The 23,996-nt window shown below is 72.1% G+C and carries 14 protein-coding genes; 2 read left to right on the forward strand and 12 right to left on the reverse strand.

Annotation, left to right across the window (positions count from 1 at the left end; all coding sequences use genetic code 11):
* Positions 1-48 precede the first annotated feature (48 nt).
* The 5 genes from EL266_RS12670 to EL266_RS13930 form a co-directional block, all read right to left on the reverse strand.
* Complete coding sequence (locus tag EL266_RS12670; protein ID WP_026426517.1) at positions 49-981, reverse strand: glycosyltransferase family 2 protein; 933 nt, start codon at positions 979-981, stop codon at positions 49-51.
* Positions 978-2,384, reverse strand: a complete 1,407-nt coding sequence (locus EL266_RS12675) for a glycosyltransferase (RefSeq protein WP_197719249.1) — start codon at positions 2,382-2,384, stop codon at positions 978-980. Before EL266_RS12675 ends, EL266_RS12670 begins: the two co-directional genes overlap by 4 nt.
* Positions 2,381-3,607 carry an ABC transporter ATP-binding protein gene (locus tag EL266_RS12680; RefSeq protein WP_034514703.1) on the reverse strand — a complete coding sequence of 409 codons (1,227 nt, stop codon included), beginning with the start codon at positions 3,605-3,607 and terminating at the stop codon, positions 2,381-2,383. The genes EL266_RS12675 and EL266_RS12680 overlap by 4 nt, the downstream gene beginning before the upstream one ends.
* A 1-nt stretch (position 3,608) precedes the next feature.
* Positions 3,609-4,439 carry an ABC transporter permease gene (locus tag EL266_RS12685; RefSeq protein WP_026426516.1) on the reverse strand — a complete coding sequence of 277 codons (831 nt, stop codon included), beginning with the start codon at positions 4,437-4,439 and terminating at the stop codon, positions 3,609-3,611.
* Positions 4,440-4,613: 174 nt separating this feature from the next.
* Positions 4,614-7,397, reverse strand: coding sequence for an N-acetylmuramoyl-L-alanine amidase (locus tag EL266_RS13930; protein WP_126412381.1), 2,784 nt, complete (start codon positions 7,395-7,397; stop codon positions 4,614-4,616).
* 389 nt (positions 7,398-7,786) lie between these two features.
* Here EL266_RS13930 and rfbB point away from each other — a divergent pair, with 389 nt between their 5' ends.
* On the forward strand, positions 7,787-8,782 hold the full coding sequence (rfbB, locus tag EL266_RS12695) for a dTDP-glucose 4,6-dehydratase (RefSeq protein WP_026426514.1): 996 nt from the start codon (positions 7,787-7,789) through the stop codon (positions 8,780-8,782).
* 79 nt (positions 8,783-8,861) lie between these two features.
* Here rfbB and EL266_RS12700 read toward each other — a convergent pair whose 3' ends face one another.
* The 7 genes from EL266_RS12700 to EL266_RS12730 all read right to left on the reverse strand — a co-directional run bounded on the left by EL266_RS12700 (position 8,862) and on the right by EL266_RS12730 (position 22,503).
* On the reverse strand, positions 8,862-10,820 hold the full coding sequence (locus tag EL266_RS12700; protein WP_034514702.1) for a DUF6541 family protein: 1,959 nt from the start codon (positions 10,818-10,820) through the stop codon (positions 8,862-8,864).
* Between the two features lie 131 nt (positions 10,821-10,951).
* Positions 10,952-12,970 carry a DUF6541 family protein gene (locus EL266_RS12705; protein WP_026426512.1) on the reverse strand — a complete coding sequence of 673 codons (2,019 nt, stop codon included), beginning with the start codon at positions 12,968-12,970 and terminating at the stop codon, positions 10,952-10,954.
* Positions 12,970-14,928 (reverse strand): DUF6541 family protein, encoded by a 1,959-nt coding sequence (locus tag EL266_RS12710; protein WP_026426511.1) that lies wholly within the window; start codon positions 14,926-14,928, stop codon positions 12,970-12,972. The genes EL266_RS12705 and EL266_RS12710 overlap by 1 nt, the downstream gene beginning before the upstream one ends.
* Positions 14,929-15,072: 144 nt before the next feature.
* Entirely contained in the window at positions 15,073-16,746 is a 1,674-nt protein-coding gene (locus EL266_RS12715; RefSeq protein WP_026426510.1) for a glycosyltransferase, read from the reverse strand.
* Positions 16,713-18,032: a glycosyltransferase family A protein gene (locus EL266_RS12720; RefSeq protein WP_051281003.1), complete on the reverse strand. Its 1,320-nt coding sequence runs from the start codon at positions 18,030-18,032 to the stop codon at positions 16,713-16,715. The genes EL266_RS12715 and EL266_RS12720 overlap by 34 nt, the downstream gene beginning before the upstream one ends.
* Positions 18,029-20,680 (reverse strand): glycosyltransferase, encoded by a 2,652-nt coding sequence (locus tag EL266_RS12725; RefSeq protein WP_084500535.1) that lies wholly within the window; start codon positions 20,678-20,680, stop codon positions 18,029-18,031. Before EL266_RS12725 ends, EL266_RS12720 begins: the two co-directional genes overlap by 4 nt.
* Positions 20,677-22,503 carry an ABC transporter ATP-binding protein gene (locus tag EL266_RS12730; protein ID WP_051281002.1) on the reverse strand — a complete coding sequence of 609 codons (1,827 nt, stop codon included), beginning with the start codon at positions 22,501-22,503 and terminating at the stop codon, positions 20,677-20,679. The genes EL266_RS12725 and EL266_RS12730 overlap by 4 nt, the downstream gene beginning before the upstream one ends.
* A 310-nt stretch (positions 22,504-22,813) precedes the next feature.
* Here EL266_RS12730 and EL266_RS12735 point away from each other — a divergent pair, with 310 nt between their 5' ends.
* Positions 22,814-23,995 (forward strand): glycosyltransferase, encoded by a 1,182-nt coding sequence (locus EL266_RS12735; protein ID WP_026426508.1) that lies wholly within the window; start codon positions 22,814-22,816, stop codon positions 23,993-23,995.
* Position 23,996: the final 1 nt, after the last annotated feature.

Genomic DNA, 23,996 nt, shown 5'->3' on the forward strand with positions numbered 1-23,996 from the left:
CACTCCCCCGGCGACCAGCCCTCTCCCGGGCCTGCCGGCCACTGCGCCTCAGGCCCTCGGCCCCCGCCGGCCTCGCAGGCCGTCCAGGAGGCCCTGAGCCAGAGCCCGGGCGCGCTCCGCCCGCGGCGGGGCCATAATCGCGTTGAAGGCCGCGTACTTGGCGATCCACACCAGGTAGCCGACCCTCCAGGCCACCGGCAGCAGACCCGAGCCGATGAGGGCCAGCGTGTTACGGGCCAGGTAGTAGTTGCGCACCGGGCTGTGCATATGCACCGGCTGGCGCCGCCCAGGAATCCTCACCACCTCATCGCCCAATGAGTGGGCCATCGCGGTGCCCGTGGCCACGATCAGCTCATAGCCCTCTCGGCGCGCCCGCAGCCCCCACTCCAGATCCACATGATCAATGAACAGGCCCTCGTTCATCAGCCCCACGCGATCCAGGGCCTCCATGGAGATGAGGCAGCCCGAGGCGATGAGGAAGGCCACGCTCAGATAGGGCTGGGCCAGCTCCTCAGCCGTGGCGCGCCGCGGCCCCCAGCGCCGGGCCACGTAGACGAGCTGATCACGGCCCTGCCGCTCCTCACCCACCAGCGGCCCCACGGCCCCCACCGGGGCCGGCCGCCCCCGGGCACTGGCCGCGAAGGCCTCGACGAGCTGAGCGACCATGCCCGGCCCGGGCACGGAGTCGTCGTCGGACAGCAGCACCCAGCGCGCACCCAGGGACCGGGCCGCGGCGATGCCCGCGTTCTGGGCGGCGGCGATCCCCCGGTTGCCGCCGTTCTCGACGAGGCGCGCCCCGGCGCGCTCACAGGCCCCGCGCACGGGCTCGAGCTCGCCTGGCGCCGAGCCGTTGTCGACCACGATCACCCACTGGCACTGGCGGGCCAGCTCCTCGATGAGCACCGGCGCCTCAGCGCCGGGATGGTAGGTCACCACGACGGCAGCCACCCCCGTGGCCGGGGCGCCCCCCGCCGCCGTCATCGCCTCAGCCTGGCCAGGCGCCAGCGGACCTTCTCCGCCAGGCCGCCGGCTCCCCGGGTGCGCAGCACGTGGACGGTCGAGCGCAGGTCGCGGCGCACGGCGGAGATGACGGGGATGCGCCCGGCATGGGCGCCGCGCGCCACCCTCTCGTGGTCCGCGGCGCGGTAGGGGGCGGCGCAGTAGGCCCGCAGGGGCGCCAGGGAGCGGCGCCACTTGTACTCCTGGGAGACTTCACTGACCCGCTGGCGCACGCGCTGGGACTCCTGGGGGTCGGTGAGCAGCTCGAGGATCGCCTGGGCCAGGGCCTCGACATCCTCAACCTCCACAGTGCGGCCAAGCGACCGGGCCTCGACGACATCCGCGAAGGAGTCCCCGCGCGAGCACACGATGGGCAGGCCCGCCCACAGGTAGTCCAGGATCCGGGTGCGGAAGGAGAAGGCCGTCTCCACATGGTCGAAGTGCGTCGAGATGCCGATATCGGCGTCCATGAGGTAGTTGATGCGGTCCTCGTAGACCACCCAGTCCTCGTGGAAGAACACGGTGGTCCCCGTCAGCCCCAGCGCGTCGGCCTCCTGGCGGGTCCGGGTGGCCATGTCCATCTGGGGGACATCGGGGTTGGGGTGCTTCATGCCCAGGAAGAACAGGCGCACCGTGGGCACCTGGGCCCGCACCAGGTCGATGGCCCGCACCACGCTGAGCGGGTCGAACCAGTTGTAGACGCCCCCTCCCCAGATGATCACCGGGTCCTCAGGGCCGATGCCGGGCACGCGCCCCCGGATGGGGTGGTGGGTCTGGACGGGGTCGGCGTCGGAGGTGCCGAAGGGCACGACGTCGATGAGGCTGCGCAGCGAGGGGTCGGCGTCGTAGACCTCCGGGTTGATCCGGCCGGTGGCCGCCAGATGCCCGATCCACAGGTCCCTCTGCTTCTCCGAGGCGCAGATGAAGAAGTCCCCGCGCGCCGCCTGGGCGCCCAGCTCGGCCAGGGCCCGGGCCAGGGCGGCCTCGCGCTGGTCCATCGGCTCGTACTTCTCCACCTCCAGGGACTCTAAGTGGAAGGGGTCGTAGAGGTCGATGACGATCTTGCACCCACTGGTGCGCAGCCAGGGGAAGGTGGCGGCGATGTAGCCCTGGATGATGAGGATGTCGGCGCCCTCGACCTCGGCGCGGAAGGACTCCACGGTGGCCCGGGCTGTCTGGAAGCCCACGCCCTGCCGCTCGCAGGCGGCGAAGGTCAGCAGGCGCACCCTGTGGCCCTCCTGCGAGAGGTGCGCCGCGATCTCCCAGGCGCGGATGGCCGGGCCGGCCATCCTCTCCCCCAGGGTGTCGAGTGTGGCCACGATGATCCGCTGAGGGCCGGGGCCCGCCTGCTGCGCGCTCATCTCCAGGCTCTGATCCATGCTCATGACTGCCCGCCTTCCGTGACTGCCGCTGCGGCCGGGACCTGCCACCGGGCGGACATGGACACCGGCCCCCCGGAGTCCAGCCCCGAGCCGGCGCCCACCGTCAGCCAGGCGATCTCGCGCACGAAGTCCACCACATCATCGGGCCCGGTTCCCACGATGCCGGCGTGCACGGAGTACTGGCCCTTCTGCAGGGGCAGGCTGGGGATGGTGATGTCGACATGCCCGGGCCCCTGAAGGTCGGGCAGGCGCGCCCCCTGGTCCCGGGAGAAGCAGGCCCACAGGTGCTCGCCCTCGGCGGTGTCCATGGTGATGCCCAGGTTCGGGTCGGGGATCCGGGAGTGGGCGGTGTAGTGGATCCGCAGCACCACGCGGTCCCCGGTGCGCAGGCCCTCCTCGGTCATGGGGCCCTGGGGGCCCAGGACCTCGACGCGATCGACCATGGCCTCCCCGGTGCCCCAACGGACCCGGCCGTTGTCATCGGTGCGGATGTTGGTGCGGGCCGCATCGGCGTACTGCTCCAGGACGACGCCGGCCTCCCCCACGGCGCGCAGGCTGCCGTGGTCCAGGTAGGCGGCGCGGTCGGCCATGGAGCGCAGCTGGGGCAGGGAGTGGGAGACGACGACGACGGTGCGCCCCTCGCGCCGGAAGTCGGCGAACTTCTCGGCGCACTTCTCCTGGAAGGTGGCATCGCCCACGGCCAGGATCTCGTCGACCAGCATGATCTCGGGCTCGGTGTGGATGGCCACGGAGAAGCCCAGGCGCACGTACATGCCCGAGGAGTAGTTCTTCACCGGCTGGTCGATGAAGGCCTCGACGCCGGAGAAGTCCACGATCGCGTCGAATCGGGCGTCGACCTCCTGCTTGGACATCCCCAGGATGGAGCCGTTGAGGTAGATGTTGTCCCGCCCGGAGAGCTCGGGGTGGAATCCCGAGCCCACCTCCAGCATGGCCGCCATGCGCCCGCGCCGCTCGATCCTGCCGGAGTCGGGCACCAGGATCCGGGCCAGGCACTTCAGCAGGGTGGACTTGCCCGAGCCGTTGTCCCCCACCAGGGCGAAGGTGGAGCCCTGCGGGATCTCCAGGCTGACGTCCTTCAGGGCGTGGAAGTCCCGGTAGGCCGAGGCCCCCCGGCGCAGGAGCGCCGACTTCAGGGTGTTGTTGCGCTCGGTGAAGACTCGGAAGGTCTTGGAGACGCCCTCGATGGTGATCGCCGCATCCGTCATGTCACAGAACCTCCGCCAGTCGGGGCTGATACCGGTCGAATACGCGCCACCCGATGAGGAAGACCCCCAGGGACAGGACGAGCACGATGGCGCAGGTGCTCGCATCGGGCAGCCGGTTGTCGTAGAGGAGGTTCCTGAAGGCCTCGATAAAGTGGTAGAAGGGGTTGAGCCTGTAGGCGGACAGGACCGTGATCCCGTGGAAGGAGCCCAGGGAGTCCGAGACCTTGGCCACCATGGCGGCCGGGTAGACGATGGGGTTGGCGTAGAACCAGATCTGGAAGAGGATGCCCACCAGGTACTGGGTGTCGCGGAAGTGCACGTTGGCGATGGCCATGATCATCGCGGCGCCCGTGGCGAAGAGCGTGAGCAGGGCCATGAGCAGGATCGTGGGGATGATGTAGAGGTAGGGCATGCCGCCCAGCAGGGCGATGGCCACGGCGAGCACCGCCATCTCGATGGACCACGAGTAGAGCCAGGACAGGGAGTTGGACACCAGCAGGGCCGAGCGCGGGAAGTAGACCTTCTTGATGAGGTTCTCATTGCCCACCAGCGCGCTCATCCCCCCGTTGACCACATTGGAGAAGAAGGCCCAGGGCAGCAGTCCGCACATGAGCCACAGCGCGAAGATGTTCATGCCCGAGGGGTCCCCGGGGTCGGGCTGGACGCGGATGATGAAGGCGAAGACGAAGGAGTAGACGAGCATGAGGGCCAGCGGGTTGGCCAGCGACCACAGCTGCCCCAGGGCGGTCCGCTTATACTTCCCCTTGACCTCGCGCATCGTGAGGTTGTAGAGGAGCTCACGCGAGGCCCGCAGATCATTGATGATCGACAAAACACATCCTTCGTCCGGAGGCACCGCCTGCCGGCGCATCCGCGCCCATCATAGGCCGAGGCCCCTGGCCGCGCGCACGCCCCGCCCACCGGCTGCCCCGTGGTGGGGCGGCAGGTGGGCGGGGCGGCGACGGCAGGCCCAGCCGGGCGCTCAGGCGGGTGCTCAGCCGGGTCCTCAGCCGAAGTGGCGGGTCATGAACTGGACCAGCTCGATGCCGTAGTGGCGCGAGGCGGCCCAGCCCCCGCCGCTGGGGTTCTCCTGGATGCCCAGGTGCTGGATGTGCCGGGCCGAGCCCTTGCGCACATAGGAGAAGCGGGGGTCGACCACCGGGTTCTTCAGCGTGGCGGCCGAGGCCTTGGCGTCGCCGTAGGCCCGCAGGTGCTGGACCTGGGCGCGCAGGCCGGTGCGCACGTCCTTGAAGGAGTGGCCGGCCACGCCGCCTCCGGTCGCCCCGATGCCGCCGAAGTTGAACTGGGAGGCCTTGACGTCCCCGGTGAACTGCAGCCAGCCGGTCTCCTTGACCACCTGGGCGAAGAGCAGCTCGGGGCTGACGCCCTCGGCGACGGCCTCGTCGTAGACCATGGTGAAGAAGGCGGTGGGGGTCGGCGCCCCGCCGCGGCCCATGACGCCGCTGGGGTAGCTCCGCCCCGAGGAGGCGTAGACCGAGACCATCTTGTTGATGACCGTGGCCCTGGAGGCCGTGGGGCCGGACATGATCGGGCGCAGGGCCTGGGTCTCGACCACGGCGCCGTTCTTGCGGAGCACCATGTTATTGCCCTCCTGGGTCCAGCCGTCCCTCACCTGCGAGGCCTGAGCGGTCTGGGCGGCCTGCCTGGCCTGGGCGGCCTGGGCGACCTGGCCGGTCCACACCCCCGAGGAGTTGAAGCTGTGCCTGACGCCCCCGATGCTCACGGTCCCGGTGACCATGGCGCCGCTGGAGCTCAGGTAGTACCAGGAGCCGCCGTCCTTGAGCCAGCCCGTGGTCATGGCGCCGCTGGAGCCGAAGTGGTACCAGGTGCCGCCCACCTTGGCCCAGCCCGTGACCATCGCGCCGCTGGAGCTCAGGTAGTACCAGGAGCCCCCGACCTTGAGCCAGCCCGTGGTCATGGCCCCGCTGGAGCCCAGGTGGTACCAGGTGCCGCCCACCTTGGCCCAGCCGGTCACCATCGCGCCGCTGGAGGCCAGGTAGTACCAGGAGCCCCCGACCTTGGCCCAGCCGGTGACCATCGCGCCACTGGAGCTCAGGTAGTACCACGAGCCGCCGACCTTGGCCCAGCCGGTCACCATGGCGCCGTCGGAGCCCAGGTAGTACCAGGAGCCGGAGTGGGAGATCCAGCCCGTGGCCTTGTTGCCCTTGGCGTCCTGGTAGTACCACTTCCCCCCGCTGTTGACCCAGCGCGAGGCGCCCTGGAGCTGGTTCTGGGCGATGGAGCGGATGGTGCCCAGGGAGGCGTAGCCCCTCGCGCCGGGGCAGGCGGTGGCGCCCACGTCCCGGTGCCCGATGATCCTGGGCAGGGAGAGCGTGGTGCCGGCCTGGTACTTGTCGGTGGTCCTGATGGTGAAGCTGGCTGAGCCGCTGGCGTTGCTGACCCCGGCGCGCCCCAGGAACCAGCCGGCCATCTTGCCCACGGCATCGATCTGGGTGGAGGAGGGGGTGACGTTGGAGTAGTCGCCCATCATGGACAGGCCCATGGTGCCGGTGTTGGCCCCGCGGGCGTGGCCCCCGATGACCATCTGGCCGGCCCCGGCCCGGGTGGAGCCGGAGCGACCCTCGAAGACCTGGCCGTACTTGTCGATGAGGAAGTTGTAGCCGATGTCCCCCCAGCCCAGGGTCACGGCGTGGTAGTGGTAGATGCCCCGCACGATGGAGGGCGACTGCGCCGCCGTGTAGGAGTTCCCGCCTGCCGTGTGGTGGACGACGACGTGGGAGGCGCTGACGTAGGAGGGGCTCCAGGACATGTTGGCCTCGTTGGCGCCCCACTCGGCGCGGGTGGTCACGCCCACGGGCAGGCCATTGGCCCAGGTCTTGACGGGCAGGCCGGTGGCGACGCCCGAGGGCGCCGAGCCGGCGCCGGTCTGGGCCGCCGTCGTCACGACGGGCGCCTGGCCGGCGGGCGCCTGATCGGCGGGCTGGGCGGGGGCGGTCCTGGCGGTGGCCCAGTCCGGCAGCTCGGCCAGCGGGAGGGGCTGGGCCTGGGAGCCGATGGAGGCCCCCGTGACCTCGGTGATCTCAGTGGGCTCGGCCTCAACGGTGGGAAGCGAGGCCGGGTCGAGCTCCTGGGCGCCCTCGGGCTGGGCGGGCACGAGCTCGAGGTGGAGGTCGGCCGGCAGGGCATCGGCGTCGCTGACCACGGAGGCCTGGACGGCGTCGGCCCCACCGGTGATGATCTCCGCGGTGCCGCTGGTGGCCTCATCGCTCCCATCAGCGGTCTCCGCCGGGTACCACGGGGACCAGGATCCCTGCTCGCGCATGCGCAGGTAGATCTGGGCGCCCTGGGGCAGCTCGCCCGACCACGTGAAGCCGGCGACGACGAAGGCGTTGACCTCCAGGGGATCGGTGAGGATCGCGGCCTCGGCCACCAGGTCGTCCTGGTCGTGAACCTCGGTATCCGCGATGGTGCGGATGGTCGGACCACTGCCGGCGCCGGCCTGCTCGGCCGTGCCTCCAGTGCCCCCAGCGCCCTCAGCGCCCTCAGCCTTCCCGGCCTCCTCAGCCCCGTCCTGATCCGCCTGCCCCTCGGCCTCATTCTCAGCGCCCTGGGCCCCGTCCTGCTCCGCGGCGTCATCGAGACCGGAGCGGCCGGCGTCGGTGGCCTGCCCCGAGGGGGTGGTCAGGCTCAGGCGCTGGACCGGGGCGGGGTCCTCGGATGAGTCGGGCTCGGCGGAGGCCGTGGGGATGATGCCCAGGAGCAGGAGCGGAACCGCCACTGCTGCGCCCAGGAGGCGAGTTGCCGACATGGATGGTCCTTCGCGGATCGGGGATGAGTGAGGGTGCGCATCACTCCGCGCAGATGGTGGCCGATGAGCCGTATGGGACGAGTGGTACGCGAGTGACACGGTACTGACCGTCATGCCCGAGGGCCACCGTCCATCCTCCCCATCGGGCCACTCATCGGCGCCTCCCCGCATGTTTCTCCCCCTCTTTTCCGCACCATCTCGGTCCTTGCCCGGCAGATGTGTCGGATAGTCACAATCCGGTCTCTGTCTGGACCTGCCCGCCGAGCGGACATCGACGGGCCGCGGTGTGGCATGATGACGGTCATCCTCCAGCCAGCGGCCCGGGCACCGAGCAGGCCCGCCCCCAGCGCCCCGGCTGCACCAGGCCCTTCAGAATCGGAGCAGCTCTTATGCACGTCCTCATCACCGGCGGCGCCGGGTTCATCGGCGCCAACTTCGTCCACCAGACCCTGCGCCGCTTCCCCGAGGCCACCGTCACGGTCCTGGACAAGCTCACCTACGCCGGCAACCAGGGCTCCCTGGAGGGCCTGGAGGAGCGCGCCACCCTCGTGGTCGGGGACATCGCCGATGCCGACACCGTCGACCCGCTGGTGGCCCAGGCCGACGTCGTCGTCCACTTCGCCGCGGAGTCCCACAACGACAACTCCCTGAACGACCCCTCCCCCTTCATCCGCACCAACCTCGTGGGCACCTTCACCCTCCTGGAGGCCGTGCGCCGCCACAAGACGCGCTTCCACCACGTCTCCACCGACGAGGTCTACGGGGACCTCGAGCTCGACGACCCCGCCAAGTTCACCCCCGAGACCCCCTACAACCCCTCCTCCCCCTACTCGGCCTCCAAGGCCGGCTCGGATCTGCTCGTGCGCGCCTGGGTGCGCTCCTTCGGCATCGAGGCCACGATCTCGAACTGCTCGAACAACTACGGCCCCTACCAGCACATCGAGAAGTTCATCCCCCGCCAGATCACCAACCTCATCGACGGCGTGCGCCCCAAGCTCTACGGGGCCGGGCAGAACGTGCGCGACTGGATCCACGTCCTGGACCACAACGACGCCGTGTGGGACATCGTGAACAAGGGCCGCATCGGCGAGACCTACCTCATCGGGGCCAACGGTGAGAAGAACAACAAGGAGGTCGTCGAGCTCATTCTCGAGCTCATGGGCCACGAGCCCGACGACTACGACCATGTCAACGACCGTCCCGGTCACGACATGCGCTACGCCATCGACAACACCAAGCTCGTCCAGGAGCTGGGCTGGGAGCCCCGCTTCACCGACTTCCGCTCCGGCCTCGCTGAGACCATCGCCTGGTACCGGGACAACGAGGCCTGGTGGCGCCCGCTCAAGGCGGAGGTCGAGGCGAAGTACGCCGCCCAGGGCCAGTAAGCAGGGCCGGTAAGCAGGATCAGCAGGGCGCCTCTGCCCCGCGTCGCGGCGCGGGGCAGAGGCGCCCTTAGTCGGGCCCTCAGTCGCAGGCGGTGATCAGCCAGACCGAGGCCGTCCCCTGGGCGTCGATGAGGCTGAAGCCCTGGGAGGTGTCCACCTGGTCATAGCCGGGGTACTCGGCGCTGACCACGTAGTCATCGACGTCCTGGTCGGCGTAGTAGACGGGCGTTCCCCCCGTCTGCCGGATGAGCTCGCAGACCTTGGGGTCGGTGGCGATCTGGTCGAAGTGCTCGATCATGTAGGCGCTGGTGCCGCTCGGGCCCCCCTTGCCCAGGGCGCGGTGGACGCTGCGCGTGCCGGTGAGCACCGGCATGAGGCCCGATCCCGAGCCCGGGTAGCCGTAGACCACGGCGTCATCGGGCAGCTCGCGGGCCACCCGCCTGATGAACTCCACCTCCTCATCGGTGACCCAGGGGGCGTGGATGAGGGAGTCGGGGTCGTATCCCAGCCGGGCCCAATGAGCCTCCAGGCGCAGGGACCCGGCCGTGGAGACGACCAGGGGCACCACCACCAGCACGGCAGCCCCCACCGCCAGGAAGCGCCGGGCGACGGAGCGCTGCCTGACCAGGGCCAGGCACATCCGCATGAGGCGATCAGCGGCGTAGGCGGCCAGCACGCCGGCCAGGACCACCAGGACCGCCTTGATGCGGTGCTCGTCGTTCCACCAGGCGCCCACCAGCGCCCTCCACCAGCCCCGGGGCAGGGCCGTGATGATGTCCAGGGCGACGATGCCGGCCCACACCGTCACCATCGCCCACTGGCCCCGCCGCACCAGGAGCACCAGGCCGATGAGGGCCAGGACGGCCAGGGGCGCGTGGGCCAGGGCGCCGCCGTCGGCCTCCATGGGGGCCAGGGTCAGGGCGCGCAGGGCGGTCTGCCCAACCGGCAGGACGAGCTGGGGGAAGTCCCCCATGAGGCGCAGCATGCTGGAGGAGACCATGAGCGCCAGCGCCGCCGCGCCGCCCACCGCGGGCAGGAACCGGACCCACGGGCCCCAGGGTCGGTGCTGCAGCCAGCTGGCGCGCCCCCGCAGGCTCCACACCACGGCCCCCACCGCGGAGACGACCACCAGGAGCTGGCCTGCCCCGGCATGGGCGATGCCGGTTCCCACCACGGAGGCAACCACGGCCAGCGCGCCGCGGATGGGCGTGCTGGCGGCATCCCGGCGCCAGAGTATGGCGGCAGCCAGGGAGAAGGGGATGAGGGCGATGGCCAGGGCTGTGGGAGCCTGGGCGTGGAGGTAGAGCATGTAGCCGGGGAACCAGGCGGTCCCCGATCCCGCCGCGCCCGCCAGGATCTGGGCCAGTGGCCCCCCGCCCAGGGAGCGCGCCAGCACGATGCACCCCAGGGGCGCCAGGAGGGCGGACACCATGATGGCCATGACGTTGAAGGCCACCGTGGGCTGGGTGCCGGAATGGAGGGCGGCCACGGCGTGCCAGAGGTTGGGGTAGTAGGAGCCGCCGTTGATCCACCAGGAGGAGCCGAAGGGGCTGGCATTGCCGAAGGTCATGATCTGGGCGATGTAGTTGAGGTGGAACATCGCGTCATGGTTCTGCAGAACAGCCGCCGGCGATCGCAGGACCCGGGCCAGGATGATGAGCTGAGGGAGTGCCGTCAGCAGGATGCCCAGCACGATGGGGGCGGCATGGCCCATGACCAGGCGCAGCCAGTGCTCGGCGCGGTGCAGGCGGGCATGCCGGGCCACTCCGACCGCGCCGGGCACCCGCCCAACCATGCCAATGGCGCTGATAGCGCTGATCCCGCCCAGGATCAGCGCGCTGCTCACCCCGTTCCAGGGCACGCCCACTCGGGCCAGTGCGACGGTGGAGGCGGTGATGACGATGATGCTCACCCCCGGGCCCGCGGCCAGGGCCATATCAGTGCGCACCCCCAGGGCGCCGAGCACGAGGGAGCCGGGCAGCACGAGGACCGCCAGGAGAAGTACGGCCAGGGTCAGCGCGCCTATCCACTCCAACACGACGCCAGGCTAATGCGCCCCCGGCAGTGCCGGTAACCGGCCGCCAATACTCCTCGCCACACTCTCGCCGCGGCTCCCCTCGGCGGCCCGGCTCAGTGGCCCGGCTCAGCGGCTCCCCTCTGCGGCCCGGCTCAGGGCCGGCCATCGCAGGCCGAGATCCGCCACAGGGCGTAGTCGCCCTGGCGGACCACGAGCTCGAGCCGGGCGGGCCGGCGGTCGGCCAGGGCGTTGTCCCAGCGCAGGGGCGGCTGACCGTCACGAGCGCCCTCGGCATCCGGTGAGGAATCGGTGTACAGGTAGTGGGCCCCCAGGCCGTCGAGAAGGGCGCAGGCCTGCCGCCACTGCTCCTCATCGTCCTGGCTCAGATCGGGCCAGGCAGAGGCCAGGCGGTAGTGCGGGGTGTGGCTGGCCGGCACCGAGCGCACGGGGTAGACCACCTCCACTCCCCCGACCGCCCACAGCAGGGTTCCTCCCCGGGAGGGCGAGGCGACGACGACGGCGCCCGGCGGCAGGTGCTGGGCGGCTCGGCCCATGAACTCCAGCTCCGAGGCCGTGGCCAGGGTGCCGTACTGGATCCGCTCGGGATCGTGGACGCTGGCGACCAGGTCCTGATGCAGGGGCAGGCGCCCCACGGCCACCAGTGCCGCCACGGCCGCCAGGAGGATCAGGCGCCGGGGCGCGCGCCTCCAGCCGCGGCCCGCCCCGGCGGGGGGCGCCAGTCGGTCGAGCATGCGGCTCAGCGCCAGGCAGATGAGCAGGGCCGCGGGGATGGCCACCAGGGGCAGCAGGCGGCCCTTCTGCAGGTACCAGGGCGAGCCGAGCTGGCGGCCCCACCAGGCCGGCCCGCCCACCATGATCGTCAGCGCCAGGGCGGTGGCCCACATGGCCACCCAGCGCCGGGCCGCGGGCACTCGCCAGCCGATCCACGCCCCGGCCATCGTGGCCACCGCGATCACCGCCCCCAGCAGTGCCGTGGCGCTCCAGACCCGCCCGTAGGCCGGCAGGTCCGCCAGGGCCTGGCCGGCAGTGACCGGCACGCCCGACCAGCCTCCCGCCGGGCGCTGGTAGCCCAGCACCGAGGCCAGGGGGAGGCGCAGGATCCACATGCCCGCGCCGGCCATGATGGCCGCGGCCGCCAGGAGCCCGATCCTGGCCCGTGGCCAGCGCCGCCCCACCGCCGCCCAGGCCTGGGGCAGCCAGGCGGGTGCCAGGAGGAGCAAGCAGAAGGCCCCCGCCCCGTGCGCGGCCACGGCGCCTCCCGCCGTCAGGGCCAGGAGCAGGGCGGTGGCCGGCCGGCTGCCCTGCCCTCGCACCAGGCGATCGGCCATGAGCAGCGCGCCGGGCAGGCTCAGCACGCACAGGGCGTAGGGCCAGACCGCCAGGGAGGTCACGAGCATCGTGAAGGACACGGGGGCGCCCACGAGCGCAGTGGTCAGGGCCACGGCCCCCGCTCGGTTGGCGGATTTGGCCATGGCCTCGGCGCCCAGCAGCATGCCGGCCATCACGGCGGGCCAGGCCACGGCCATGGCCAGCACGCCCGCATTGGCGGCCAGGGGGACCGGTCCGGGAAGCAGTGCGGCCAGGGCGTGCCAGACCGTGGGGTAGTACACGGCCGTGCCCTGGTAGAGCTCGCGCAGCCCTCCGAGCAGGGAGGCGTCCCCGCCCTGGCGGATCTGCGTCACCGCGCTGAGGTGGAAGGCGGCGTCGAAGGCCTGGGCCGGCCACTGGGCGCGGACCACTCCGGCCAACCAGGCTGCCACGATGACCGCGATGCACAGGGCGACGGCGCAGATCACCGGGGCCGTGCCCCGCAGGCCCTGCACGGGCAGGCCCAGGGCCCGGCGCACGGACCCTGGCCCGCCCCGCGGGATCGGCGCGCCGGATCCCCGGCGCAGGGCCAGTCGGGCCAGGAGGCCGCAGGCCGCCGTGAGCGCCAGCAGGACGGGCAGGGCGGCGGCGTTCCAGCGCCACCCCAGCGCTCCCAGGGCGATGGCCTGGGCGGCCACCAGCGCGCTGGTCACTCCCGGCGCCACGCTCAGCGAGGCCCAGCGCCCCAGCCCCGCGCATCGGCCGATCACCCATCCCGGCGCCAGGAGCAGGACCAAGGCCAGGGCCGTGAGCCCCACGAGCGCGGCCGCCCCGGCGGGCATCACGAGGTCCAGCCGCAGCCGGAGATGAGCCACAGGGTGTGCGTCCCGTCGGTGGCCACGGGGGTCAGCTGCGACTCGGGCACGAAGTTGAGCTGATTGGGCCACTGGGGCGTCTTGCCGCCGGCGGACGCCCCGCCCTCAGAGCGGTCGGCATCGGTGTAGTAGTAGTGGGCGCCCAGACGATCCAGGGCCTGGCACACCTGGGGGTCGACGCGCATCATCGCCGCATGCCCCGAGACGTATCGCCGATCCGGCTCGGCGTAGGGGCGCAGGGAGGGGTAGACGACCTGCCGGCCCGTCAGCGACCAGTAGTAGGCCGAGCCATTGGTGGGCTGGCCGAGGACCATGGCGTCTTCGGGGATCAGCTCGGCTGAGCGGCGGATGAAGTCGGCCTCCCCCGGGGCGAGCATGACCGTCCAGGCCGAGCGCGCGGGCTGGTAGGCCACCGCGGTCACGCGCTCGTGGATGCCCTCCCGCCCCAGGGTGTTGACCACCAGGAGGATGGGGGAGGCCACCGACAGCGCCGCCGCCACCACCCGCAGGCGGCCGGTGCGACTGCGGGCCTGGGCGCACAGCCACTCCACGGCGGTGGCCGCCAGGACGAGCACCGGGATCTCCAGCAGGGGCAGGATGCGGGCCTTCTGCATGTACCAGGGGGAGGCCAGGATGCTCAGCGGCGTATGGGTCATCACCGAGGCGGCCAGGATGACCAGGGCCAGCGGCGCGCACAGCGCCGCCCAGCGGTGGCGGTGGGTGGCCAGGGCCACCAGCGCCCCCAGCACGGACAGGGCGCTGAGCCCGCTGGCGCCCATGCCGCGGTCGGGAATGGCCGAGATCATCGGGCTGTCGCGCCAGGCCTCCAGCATGGTGTTGCCGAGCATGGCGCCGGGGCGGGTGAAGCGGGCGAGCATGACCAACTGGTCGGCGAAGACCGATCCCCCGGCCAGGAGTCCCAGGCAGACGACCACGGCCACCCCGATGAGGGCGCTGCGCGATCGCCCTCCCTGGCGCCAGCGCCGCCGCACCTCGTGCAGGAGCACCAGCAGCATGGCGGGAACGCCCAGGACGGCGAGGTTGAACACCGAGGCGCCGTGCACGAAGGCCGCGCCCATGGCCGCCAGGACGACGGCCACGATGCCGCCCAGGGGCCACACGCTGCCCCGGCGGTACCCGCGCTGGGGGCGGGCCACCAGGAGCAGGGCGATGACCCCGGGCAGCAGGCACACCGACCAGCCGTAGGGCCACAGGGTGGTCAGCAGGACGAAGGGGGCGGTGGCGATGGCCGAGGCGATGATGCCTGACAGCAGGGGAAGGGCGTCGCGGATCCGCCGGGAGGTGGGCGGCACGCAGGCCGACAGCAGGGAGGCGCAGCCCAGGCACCAGACCAGGCAGGCGCCGATCAGCGCCACCAGGTTCGCCGAGGTGGGCACATCGGCGGGCAGGATCGCTACCAGGGCGTGCCAGCCGGTGGGGTAGTAGTGCACCTGCCCCCAGTACATCGGGGCCAGGCTGCCCACCGGGTAGGCGTTCTGGTCCTGGCGGACGTAGGCCGCCGCGTTGAGGTGCCACACGCCGTCGGAGGCCTGCATGGGGGTGTCCAGCCCGTCGAAGCCGCGCAGCATGGCCTGGGCGCTGATGAGGAAGGCCAGTCCCACGGCGATGATGACCGGCCACCAGATCGGGGTGCGGGTCTCACTGAGCCGCGGCGGGCGGATCCGGTGCATCAGGCGCACCGCGCCCACGGCCGCCCCCACCAGCACCACGGCGCCCAGGGCCGCGGTCAGGAGATTCCAGGGCAGTCCTGTCACGTGGTAGACGACGACCAGCGTGCCGATCATCGCCGATCCCACCGCCGGGGCCGCCGCCAGCGCCTGCATGCGCAGCACGGCCAGCCTCCGCAGAACGAGATATCCGGGGAGGTAGAGGATGACCAGAAGAGTGGGGACGGTCAGTGCCATCAACCACGGTGCAGAATCCAGAGGTTGCGCCTTCACTCGAGGGACAGTGCCGCATCAGGATAGCGCCGCCCCCGGCCACTGCCCCATCGGACACCGCAAAGGGTTGCCATGATCACCTTGATGATCGCATTGGAGGTCACCTGATCACTGAGAATCACTGCCTGGCGGATCATCGGCGGGCTCGCCCAGGAGAAGGGCGTCGTACAGGGGCCTGACCCGCGTCCAATCGGCATGCTCGATCATCCACTGGGACTGGGCGCGGCAGTACTCGGCGTCATCGCAGTGCTCCCAGATTCGCTGCGCCGCCTCCTGGGGGGTGCGGACCACCCAGGATGAGGGGAACAGCAGGCCCGGACCTCCCCAGCGGGCGACGTCGGGCCAGTCGCGCACCACGGGCAGCGCCCCGGAGGCCGCCCCCTCGATGAAGCCCTCATGAGTGCCCTCGCGCCGCGAGGAGGACAGGATCACCCCGACCCCGCGCAGGTACTGGGCCACCTCGCTGGTGCGGCCGGTGATCTGGACGGCCGGTCTCAGGTCATCGATGCGCTCCTGAACGCCCTGGGCGTAGGCGCGCTCGGAGGGTGTGAGGTCCTGGGGGAATCCCGGGCCGATGAGCATGAGCCGCCACGAGGGGTCCTGGGCCCGCAGGATGTCGAGCACGTCCAGGGCCCAGGCCGGGTCCTTGCGCAGTGCCGCCCAGCCGACCAGCGCGAGGGTCCGCTGGGCCCCCGGCTCCTTGGGCTGGCGGAATCCGGTGAGAAGGGCGCGGTTGGGAACCGTGCTGACTCTCATGCCCTGCGGCAGGGGGGCGCTGGCGCGCAGGATCTCCCTGATGGGCGGAGAGACGGTGATGAGGCGGTCCACGGCCGACCAGTCGATGAGCTGGGGCATGGCGGTGGAGGCCTCATAGGAGTGGATCCTCATGAGCAGGAGCGCCCCGGGGGCATGGGAGGGAGCCACCAGGGAGGTCCAGACGGCGGCGGCACTGCCCCATTCGACGACGATCGTCTGGGCCCAGGCCAGGTCCTCGGCGATCGGGGCGGGAACACGGGGCGGCTGCCCTCCCCGGCGCAGGGCCGCCCGGTCGGCCAGCAGGCCGCGCTGCTCGGGGAAGGTGGCGAGCTCGGACAGGTCGCGGCGGCGCACCTCGAAGCGCTCATCGTCCTGGTAGTCGGTGATGATGTCCTCGATGAAGTTCCAGTTCCGCAGGGAGATGAACAGGACCCGGCGCGGGCCCGGGCCCTCCGCCTGCCCGGCCTGTCCGGTGTGCCCGGCCCGGTCCGCCCCGGCGATGGGGGCGGTGATCTCCTGCCAGGCCCGGCTCTGGCGCAGCAGGGACAGGAAGGCCACGGGATCCTCGGCCAGAGCCGAGGGCCCCTGGCCGAAGTGCAGGCAGGGGTGGAACAGGAGCCGCAGGCAGGCGTCCAGCAGATCGACGGCGCTGCTGTCCTGGCCCACGGCCCAGCACTGGTCGGCCAGGTCGAGGGCCTCGCGCAGCACCATGTCATCCTGGCGCCGATCGACCAGCCCCTGGTCCAGGTCCACGATCCGGTCCTCCAGGCGCAGGATCACGGCCTCTGGCCGCTGGCCCATCCTGCCGGCGGCGCGGTGCAGGAGGCGCCGGGCCGCCGAGTAGTGCTGGCGGTCGGCCAGGAAGCGGGCCCGCCGGGCGACCTCCACCGCGCCGGGCAGGCCGGCCCCGCGTCGCAGCGCCAGGCTCAGGCGCCCCAGGACAAGCGCCTCCAGGGCGGCAAGGCCGGGGCCGGTGGTGGCGGCGCGGGAGATCAGGCCGACGACGCCGGTGGCATTGCGGACCATGGCACCTCCTTGGTTTGGCGTACCGTCGGGGGCGACGATACTGACGATACTGCGGCCAGCAGCGCGGGCAGCGCCTTGGTCAGCACGGAGGCCGCCATGAAGCGCAGCGGCGCCTCCCGATCGAGCATCCACACCGGGTCGGGGGTCACCAGGGTCCGCAGGCTGCCGTGGCGCCGTCGGCGACGGGAGGCCTCGATCAGCTCGGCCGCGGGAGCCCCCGGGTCCAGGCAGGCCGCGAGCAGATCGGTCTCCGCCACGGACAGCACCCGCGCGTATCCGGGGGCGGCGCGGTGCAGGGCGCGGATGATGGCGGCCAGCGCGCGCCGCTCGCCCCGGCTCCAGTGCTCCGGGCGATCCCGGTAGTGAACGGCGCCGAAGACGTGGATGCGCACCATCTTGACGATCACCGCCCGTCGCTGGGCCGGGCCCAGGGCGGCGAACCAGTCCTGGGCGACCAGGTCGATCAGGAAGGCCAGCTGCTCGTCGATGGGCCGGATCTCGTAGGTGACGCGGTCCTGGGCGTCCTCCCCGATGAGGTAGGCCGGCCCCACGGCGTCATAGGCCGTGGGCAGGGCCGAGAGCATCTGCGTCATGAAGGACACGTCCTCGCCCACGGACAGGCCCGGCACCAGGGCCCCGATGCCCTCGCGGCCCAGGGCCTGAAGGCTCATGAGCCCCAGGGGCGCGGAGCGGTAGGACAGGCGGTCGGCCACCAGATCGGTGCGGGCCAGGCGTCCCAGGCGGTCCAGGCGGCCCAGGCGGCGCATCGCGGTCCCGCTCGATCCGCTCAGGGCGGCGGCCAGCAGGCGGGTCCAGCGCACCGCGGGGGTGGGGACCGTGGCCCCGGGCTCGCCCAGGGCCAGGCGGGGGATGACGAGCTCGGCGCCCGTGGCCCGGGCCAGGGCCAGCCAGGACTCCACCGCCCCGGGGCACAGCTGGTCATCACTGCCCATGATGGAGACCCAGGGCGTGCGGGCCTGGGCGATGCCGGCGTTGAAGGGGCCCGCGGGGCTGGGGATGCCGTCGTGCAGCTCCAGGTAGCGGACCCGGTCGCGGTGGGCGGGGCCGATCACCGCGGCGAGCTCGGCGGCATCGAGGTTGTGGCTCACCACGGTCACGCAGGCCGCGGGCGCGTTGCCCTCCAGGACGGAGGCCACGGCCCGCCCCAGGGGGCGCCGCGGGCTGTGGCAGGCGATGACCACATCGACCAGGGCGCCATCGGGCGCCTGGGGGGATCCCAGATCGGCGCGGTGAACCGGGGCGCCCGTCGGCGCGGCGCTGCTCATCGGGCCTCCTCATCGGTGGGCCCGGCCGGGGGCTGGGCGGGCGGCAGGACGATGCTGCGGTCGTGATCGGCGGCGCGCCTGTCCAGGGCGGCGATGGCCCGCACCCAGCCGTCCATCTGCCGCTCGGCGGACAGCTCCCCGGCGGCCCGGGCCGAGGCCCGCTTGGCCTTGGCCACCTGCTCATCGGACAAGGAGTCCAGCGCGGCCACCAGGGAGGCGGCGGTGAAGTCCTGCGTGACCACGCCCAGCTCGTGGTCGCGCACCAGGCGGGCCATCTCCGGGCTCGGGGAGACCACGACCGCCAGGCGGGCCTGGATGAAGTCGAAGAGCTTGTTGGGCAGGGCGTGGCGGTAGTTGAAGGAGACCGGCGGCAGGGTGAAGACCCCCACGTCATAGCGGGCCAGGGTCGGGACCAGCTCGGCGTAGGGCACCGGGTCCAGCACCCGCACCCGCCCCTGGGGCTGGGCGGCGGCCAGGGCGCGCAGGCGCTCGATGAGGGCCGGGTCGTTGCGGGTCAGGTAGAGGTCGAGCACGACCTCGCGAGAGGCGGCCCCGGCGGCCTCGATCATGATCTCCAGGTGGCGGTCCGGCAGGGCGGCTCCGGAGTGGACCAGGCGCAGTGGCCGAGCCACCTCGGTGACGGGCAGATCATGGTAGGGCGTGGCATTGGTGACCACCGTGGCCCGGATGCCGTACTCGCGCAGGTAGGCCTCGGCCAGCCCCTGGGCCACCGTGGTGACCGAGTCGGCCCGTGCCACATGGGTGCGGCACAGCCAGCGCACATAGGGCGCGACGAAGATCCTCCAGCGCGCCACCCCCTCCTTCTGGCGGGGGGCGTACTCGTGCAGGTCGGCGTGCACGCCTCCCAGCGGGGCCAGGGACAGGGCCAGCGGGACGGTCTCGGCGTCGTCGGCCAGGATCGTGTCCCAGGCGCCGGCCTCCAGCTGCCCACTGACCCAGCTGACCACCTCCTGGCTGCGCTGAGCGTGGGCGAATCGCCTGAGGATGAGGCTGGTGCGGTCCAGGCGCCAGGAGATGAGCTCATCGGGGATGCGCACATGGCGGGCCACGCCCTCGGGGGCGGGGCCGTAGCCGCAGGTGGTCACCTCGTGGGTGGGGGTGAAGAGCCGGACCTGCTTGAGCACCCGGGCGTCGGAGGCGATCGGGGAGAAGGAGATGATGAGCAGGCGCGGGCGCCTGCCGGGGGCCGGCCCCTGGGGGAGGCGGGCCCGGGCCGGGCCCATGAGCGCCCGCCGGTAGGCGCCGATGAGCCGGGCGGCCTCGCCCTGCCAGGTCAGCTGCGAGGCGGCCGCCCTGGCCGCCTCGCGGTAGCGCTGCGGATCGGCCAGGATCCGCGCGATGGTGGCGGCCAGGTCGTCGGGGTCCTCACCCGAGAAGACCTCGCCAACACCCAGCTCTTCGACCACCCCGCGGATATCGGGAAGATCAGCGGCCGCCACCGGCAGCCCGCCGCGGATGGACTCGAAGAGCTTGTTGGGCAGGGCGTAGCGGTAGGACAGGCAGGTGGGGCGCACATGGACCACCGAGACATCGGCGTCGGACAGCGCCTCAGAGACCTCCTCGGGGGCCACGGGCCCCACCCGGTGGACCCGGTGGGGCACGCCATGGCTGCGGGCGTGGTCCTCCAGGAGCTCGAGGTAGTCGGGCTCGCCGTAGCCGAGCATGACCAGGTGGACGTTCTCGGGCAGCTGGGCCAGGGCCGCGATGGTCTCCTCGATGCCGCGCGAGGTGGTGATGCGCCCCCCGTAGGCGATGACCCGAGTGTCGGCCCCCAGGCCGGCCAGCTCGCGCAGGCGCCCGCGGGCGGGGTCGGGCAGGGGCCCGGCCTCGGGGATGTTGCGCACCAGGGCGGGAGGGATCGCCATGCGGTACTGGGCGGCCATCCACTCCACGATCGAGGGCGAGACGGTGATGACGGCGTCGGCCCGCGCCACTCCCCGCGCCTCCAGGGCGGCCTCCACGCGCGGGGCCAGGAGGCGGTCGGCGCGCACATTGCGGTCCAGCCACAGCTCGTGGGCGTCGTAGACCAGGCGGGCCCCGCAGCGCTCAACGATCCACAGGGCGGGGGCCAGCGTGTTGCCGTCATTGGCGTGGACCACATCGGGCCCCCAGGCCAGGGCGGCCCGGGCGCAGCGCAGCCAGTAGGAGGACAGGGACACGCTCCGGTAGGCGCGCATGGCCAGGTCCGCCTGGGCGCGCACCATCGCCGAGGCCGCCACCCCCAGGCCCCGGCGCAGCCGCCCGGCCGGCCTGCCGGGCGCCTCGGCCCGGGCCGCGCCCCCGTCGCCGTCGCCGTCGCCAGGAGCGGGGGCTGGGGCGGGGTCCTCCTTGCCGCTGAGGCGGTCGCGCAGGCCGGCCAGCCCCGGGGCCATCATGTCCAGGGAGAACTCGCGCGAGCGGTGGATATCCACCCCGGGGGCCACGGGCACCTCCCCCTCGGGGAAGCCGGCCAGGATCCGGGAGACGGCGAAGATCCTCACCGTCGCCCCGGCGTCGCGCAGCGTGGCGGCCTCCTTGAGGACCCGGGAGTCGTTGTGGGCGTCGTTGAAGACGAGCATGGCCACGCGCGGCCCTCGCCCGCCCATCGTCGGCAGGCGCAGCTGCGGCTCAGCGGTGGGCGCGGTCATGATTCCTCCTTGGGCGCCCCGGCCTGGGCCGGGGCATCGTCGTCGAGCAGTCCGGCCAGCGCCGCCTGCCGGGCGAAGTCGGGGGCGGCGGCCACCACCTCGTCGAAGGTGCCGCTGGCGGCCAGACGGGCATCGCGCAGGAAGCAGACCTGGTCGCTGTGGCGGATCGTGGCCAGTCGGTGGGCGACGACGATGACCGTCACCTCGCCCGACAGCTCGGCCACCGCCTCGGTGACCGCCGCCTCGGTGGCCGTGTCCAGGGCGGAGGTGGCCTCATCCATGATGAGCACCAGGGGCTCGCAGTACAGGGCCCGGGCGATGCCCAGGCGCTGGCGCTGCCCGCCCGACAGGCGCATGCCCCCCTCGCCGACCTCGGCCCAGATGCCGCCCTCGCGCTCCTCGATGACCTCCAGGAGCTGGGCCCGGCGCAGCGCGCGGCGCACCCGCTGCTCATCGATGCTCCCGGTGTCCCAGGACAGGGCCACGTTGTGGGCCACCGTGGAGTCGAAGAGGGCGACCTCCTGGGGGACGTAGCCCACGCGCGCCCGCCAGGCGCGCAGCACCTCGCTCAGGGGCGTGCCATCGATCCGCAACTGGCCGCGGGTGGGCTCCTGAAGGCCCAGGATGATGTCCACCAGGGTGGACTTGCCCGAGCCCGAGGCCCCCACCAGGGCCATGGAGGCCCCCAGGGGCACGGTCAGTGAGACGTCCCTGAGCGCCGGCTCGGCCGACCCGGGATAGGTGAAGGAGACATCGTCGATGACCAGCGCGCCGGCGCCCTCGGGCAGGTCCCCGCCGGCGCGCATCTCGGCGTGGCGCTCGCGGTTGGCCCGACCCTCCTCGATCTCGGACAGGACGCGCTCGGCGTGGGGGATATTGGCGCCGGTCTGGCCCATGATGGTCTGGAAGCGGGTGATGGAGGGCACGATGCGGAAGCCGCAGACCCCGAACAGCGCCAGGGAGGACAGGGCCTCGCTCAGACCGCCCTGGGACAGGCCCATGGCGGCGGCGATGGCCAGGCCGCCGATGAGGGCGATCTCCAGCATGTAGCGGGGCACGGCCCCCAGGAAGGACTGGTCCGCCCGGGCCACCGAGGCCTTGCGCCGCTCGGCCAGGACCACGCGCTCGAGCTCGGCGGCCTTGTCCCGCAGGGTGATCTCCTTAAGGGAGTGGACCATCTCGGTGACCAGGCGCACGGCCCTGACCGAGTAGGTGCGATTGGCCTGCCCCGCCAGGACGGCCCGCTTGAGGACCCACAGGTACATGACGATCGCGACGAGCAGGAAGTAGACCACCGTGACCAGGGCCATCGCCGGGCGCGCCACGAAGAGCACCGCCATGACGGCGCCGAAGGTGCAGATCTCGCCGGCCAGCTGGGTGACGGGGATGAGGACCCCCGAGACCGTGGAGGCCACCCCCACATCCGTGGAGCGCACCAGGTCCGTGGAGTGCCGCTTGAGACGGTCCGCCCAGGGGGCGTAGAAGAAGGAGTCCAGGAGCTGGGCGCCCAGGTCCTGCTCGAACTCGGCGAAGCGCCTGGTGGAGACCCGCTGGATGACAATGGCCAGCAGGTCCTTGGTGACGATGAGCAGGCAGACCGTCACCAGCAGCCAGACCATCCCCGCTCCCGAGGCGCGCAGCCCCACCACCGGGATGGTCATCTCCGCGCCTGTCATCAGCGGGGTCAGGATGAGGGCGAGCAGGCCCAGGGCCGCGATGTCCAGCAGTGCCAGGGCGGAGAAGAGCCCGGCGAAGGTGAGGATGAAGCGCTGGGACCCCGTGGGCAGCACGGTGAGGAGGTCCCTGACGGTACGCAGCAGCATGCTCACCCGGCGAGTCTAACCGGCGCCGCGCCCGCCCTGGCCGGGATGTGCGGGCATCCGCGCCGCTGCCGTGCGCCCGTCGGATGACACGCCCGGCGGGCGGATGGCGCGCCCAGGAGGCTTATGCCCGAGAACAATACTCCTTGTCAACCCGGCCGTCATGGTTATCGACCCGAGACCAGTGCATCCCCCTGATCGCCAGGTACGCTAGGCAGCATCCGCAACGCCTCCACCGGCTCCAACGATCAGTCCACCGGGAGCACCGCCCCGGCAGGAGTTGATCCTTCTCCCACAAGCAGATCGCGATCCCATGAATATCAATTCTCAACGACCGTCCATTCTCGTCATCTCCTTCTCCCCGATCCATCGGGACGCCCGGGTCCTTCGCGAGATCGGGGCGCTGGCGGAGGTCGGCGAGGTGACGAGCATCGGGTACGGTTCCCAGCCCCCGCACGTCACCGAGCATCTGCGGGTTCCCGACGGCGCCCCCTCACTGCCCCAGACTCCCGCGGGCGTGGCCCGCCTGGCGGCCAGGCGCCTGCGGTCCTGCGAGACCGCCGCCCCCGCCGCGCGCGCCGCCATCGACCTGGTGGGCGAGCGCCGCTTCGACATGGTCGTGGCCAACGACGCCCGCTCCATCCCCACCGCCTTCGCCGTGGCCCACGGGGCGCCGGTGTGGGCGGACATGCACGAGTGGGCCCCCGAGGAGCGCGCGCATGTCACCAGCTGGCGCCTTCTCGTCGCGCCCCTGATGGATCACATCTGCCGCGAGTACCTGCCGCACTGCGCGGCCGTGACGACGGTGGGCCAGGAGATCGCCCGCCTCTACCAGGAGCGCTACGGCGTGACCCCGCGCCTGGTGCGCAACGCCGCCCCCTACGCCAGGCTCTCCCCCTCCCCCACCGCGCCGCAGGGAGTCATCCGCCTGGTCCACTCCGGAGGCGCGGTGCCCGGGCGGCGCATCGAGGCGATGATCGATGCGGTGGCCGCCCTGGACGAGCGCTTCACCCTGGACCTCTACCTGGTCCCCGGGGGCGACGGCGGGGCCTACCTGGACCGGCTCAAGGACCGGGCCGCAGGATGCGGCAGGATCCACTTCCCCGCCCCCGTCCCACCGGGGGACCTGCCGGCAACCCTCAACCACTACGACATCGGGATGTACTGGATCCCGCCCTTCAACACCAATGCGCGTCTGGCCCTTCCCAACAAGATCTTCGATTACGTGCAGGCCAGGATCGCCGTCGCCGTGGGGCCCACCATCGAGATGGCGCAAGTCGTCGACGCCTACAGCATCGGGCTGTCCTCCCGCACCAATGAGGTCCAGGACATCATCTCCACGCTCAAGGAGCTCACGCCCGAGGCCATCACGCGCTGCAAGGCGGCCTGCGACCGGGCCGCGCACGAGCTGAGCTTCGAGCAGGAGCGCGGGACGATCCATGACATCGTCCGCTCCCTGACCGGCGCCCAGGCCTCGACCGCCTCAAGCGCCTGAG

The organism is Actinomyces slackii (assembly GCF_900637295.1).
Taxonomy (GTDB): Bacteria; Actinomycetota; Actinomycetes; order Actinomycetales; family Actinomycetaceae; genus Actinomyces; species Actinomyces slackii.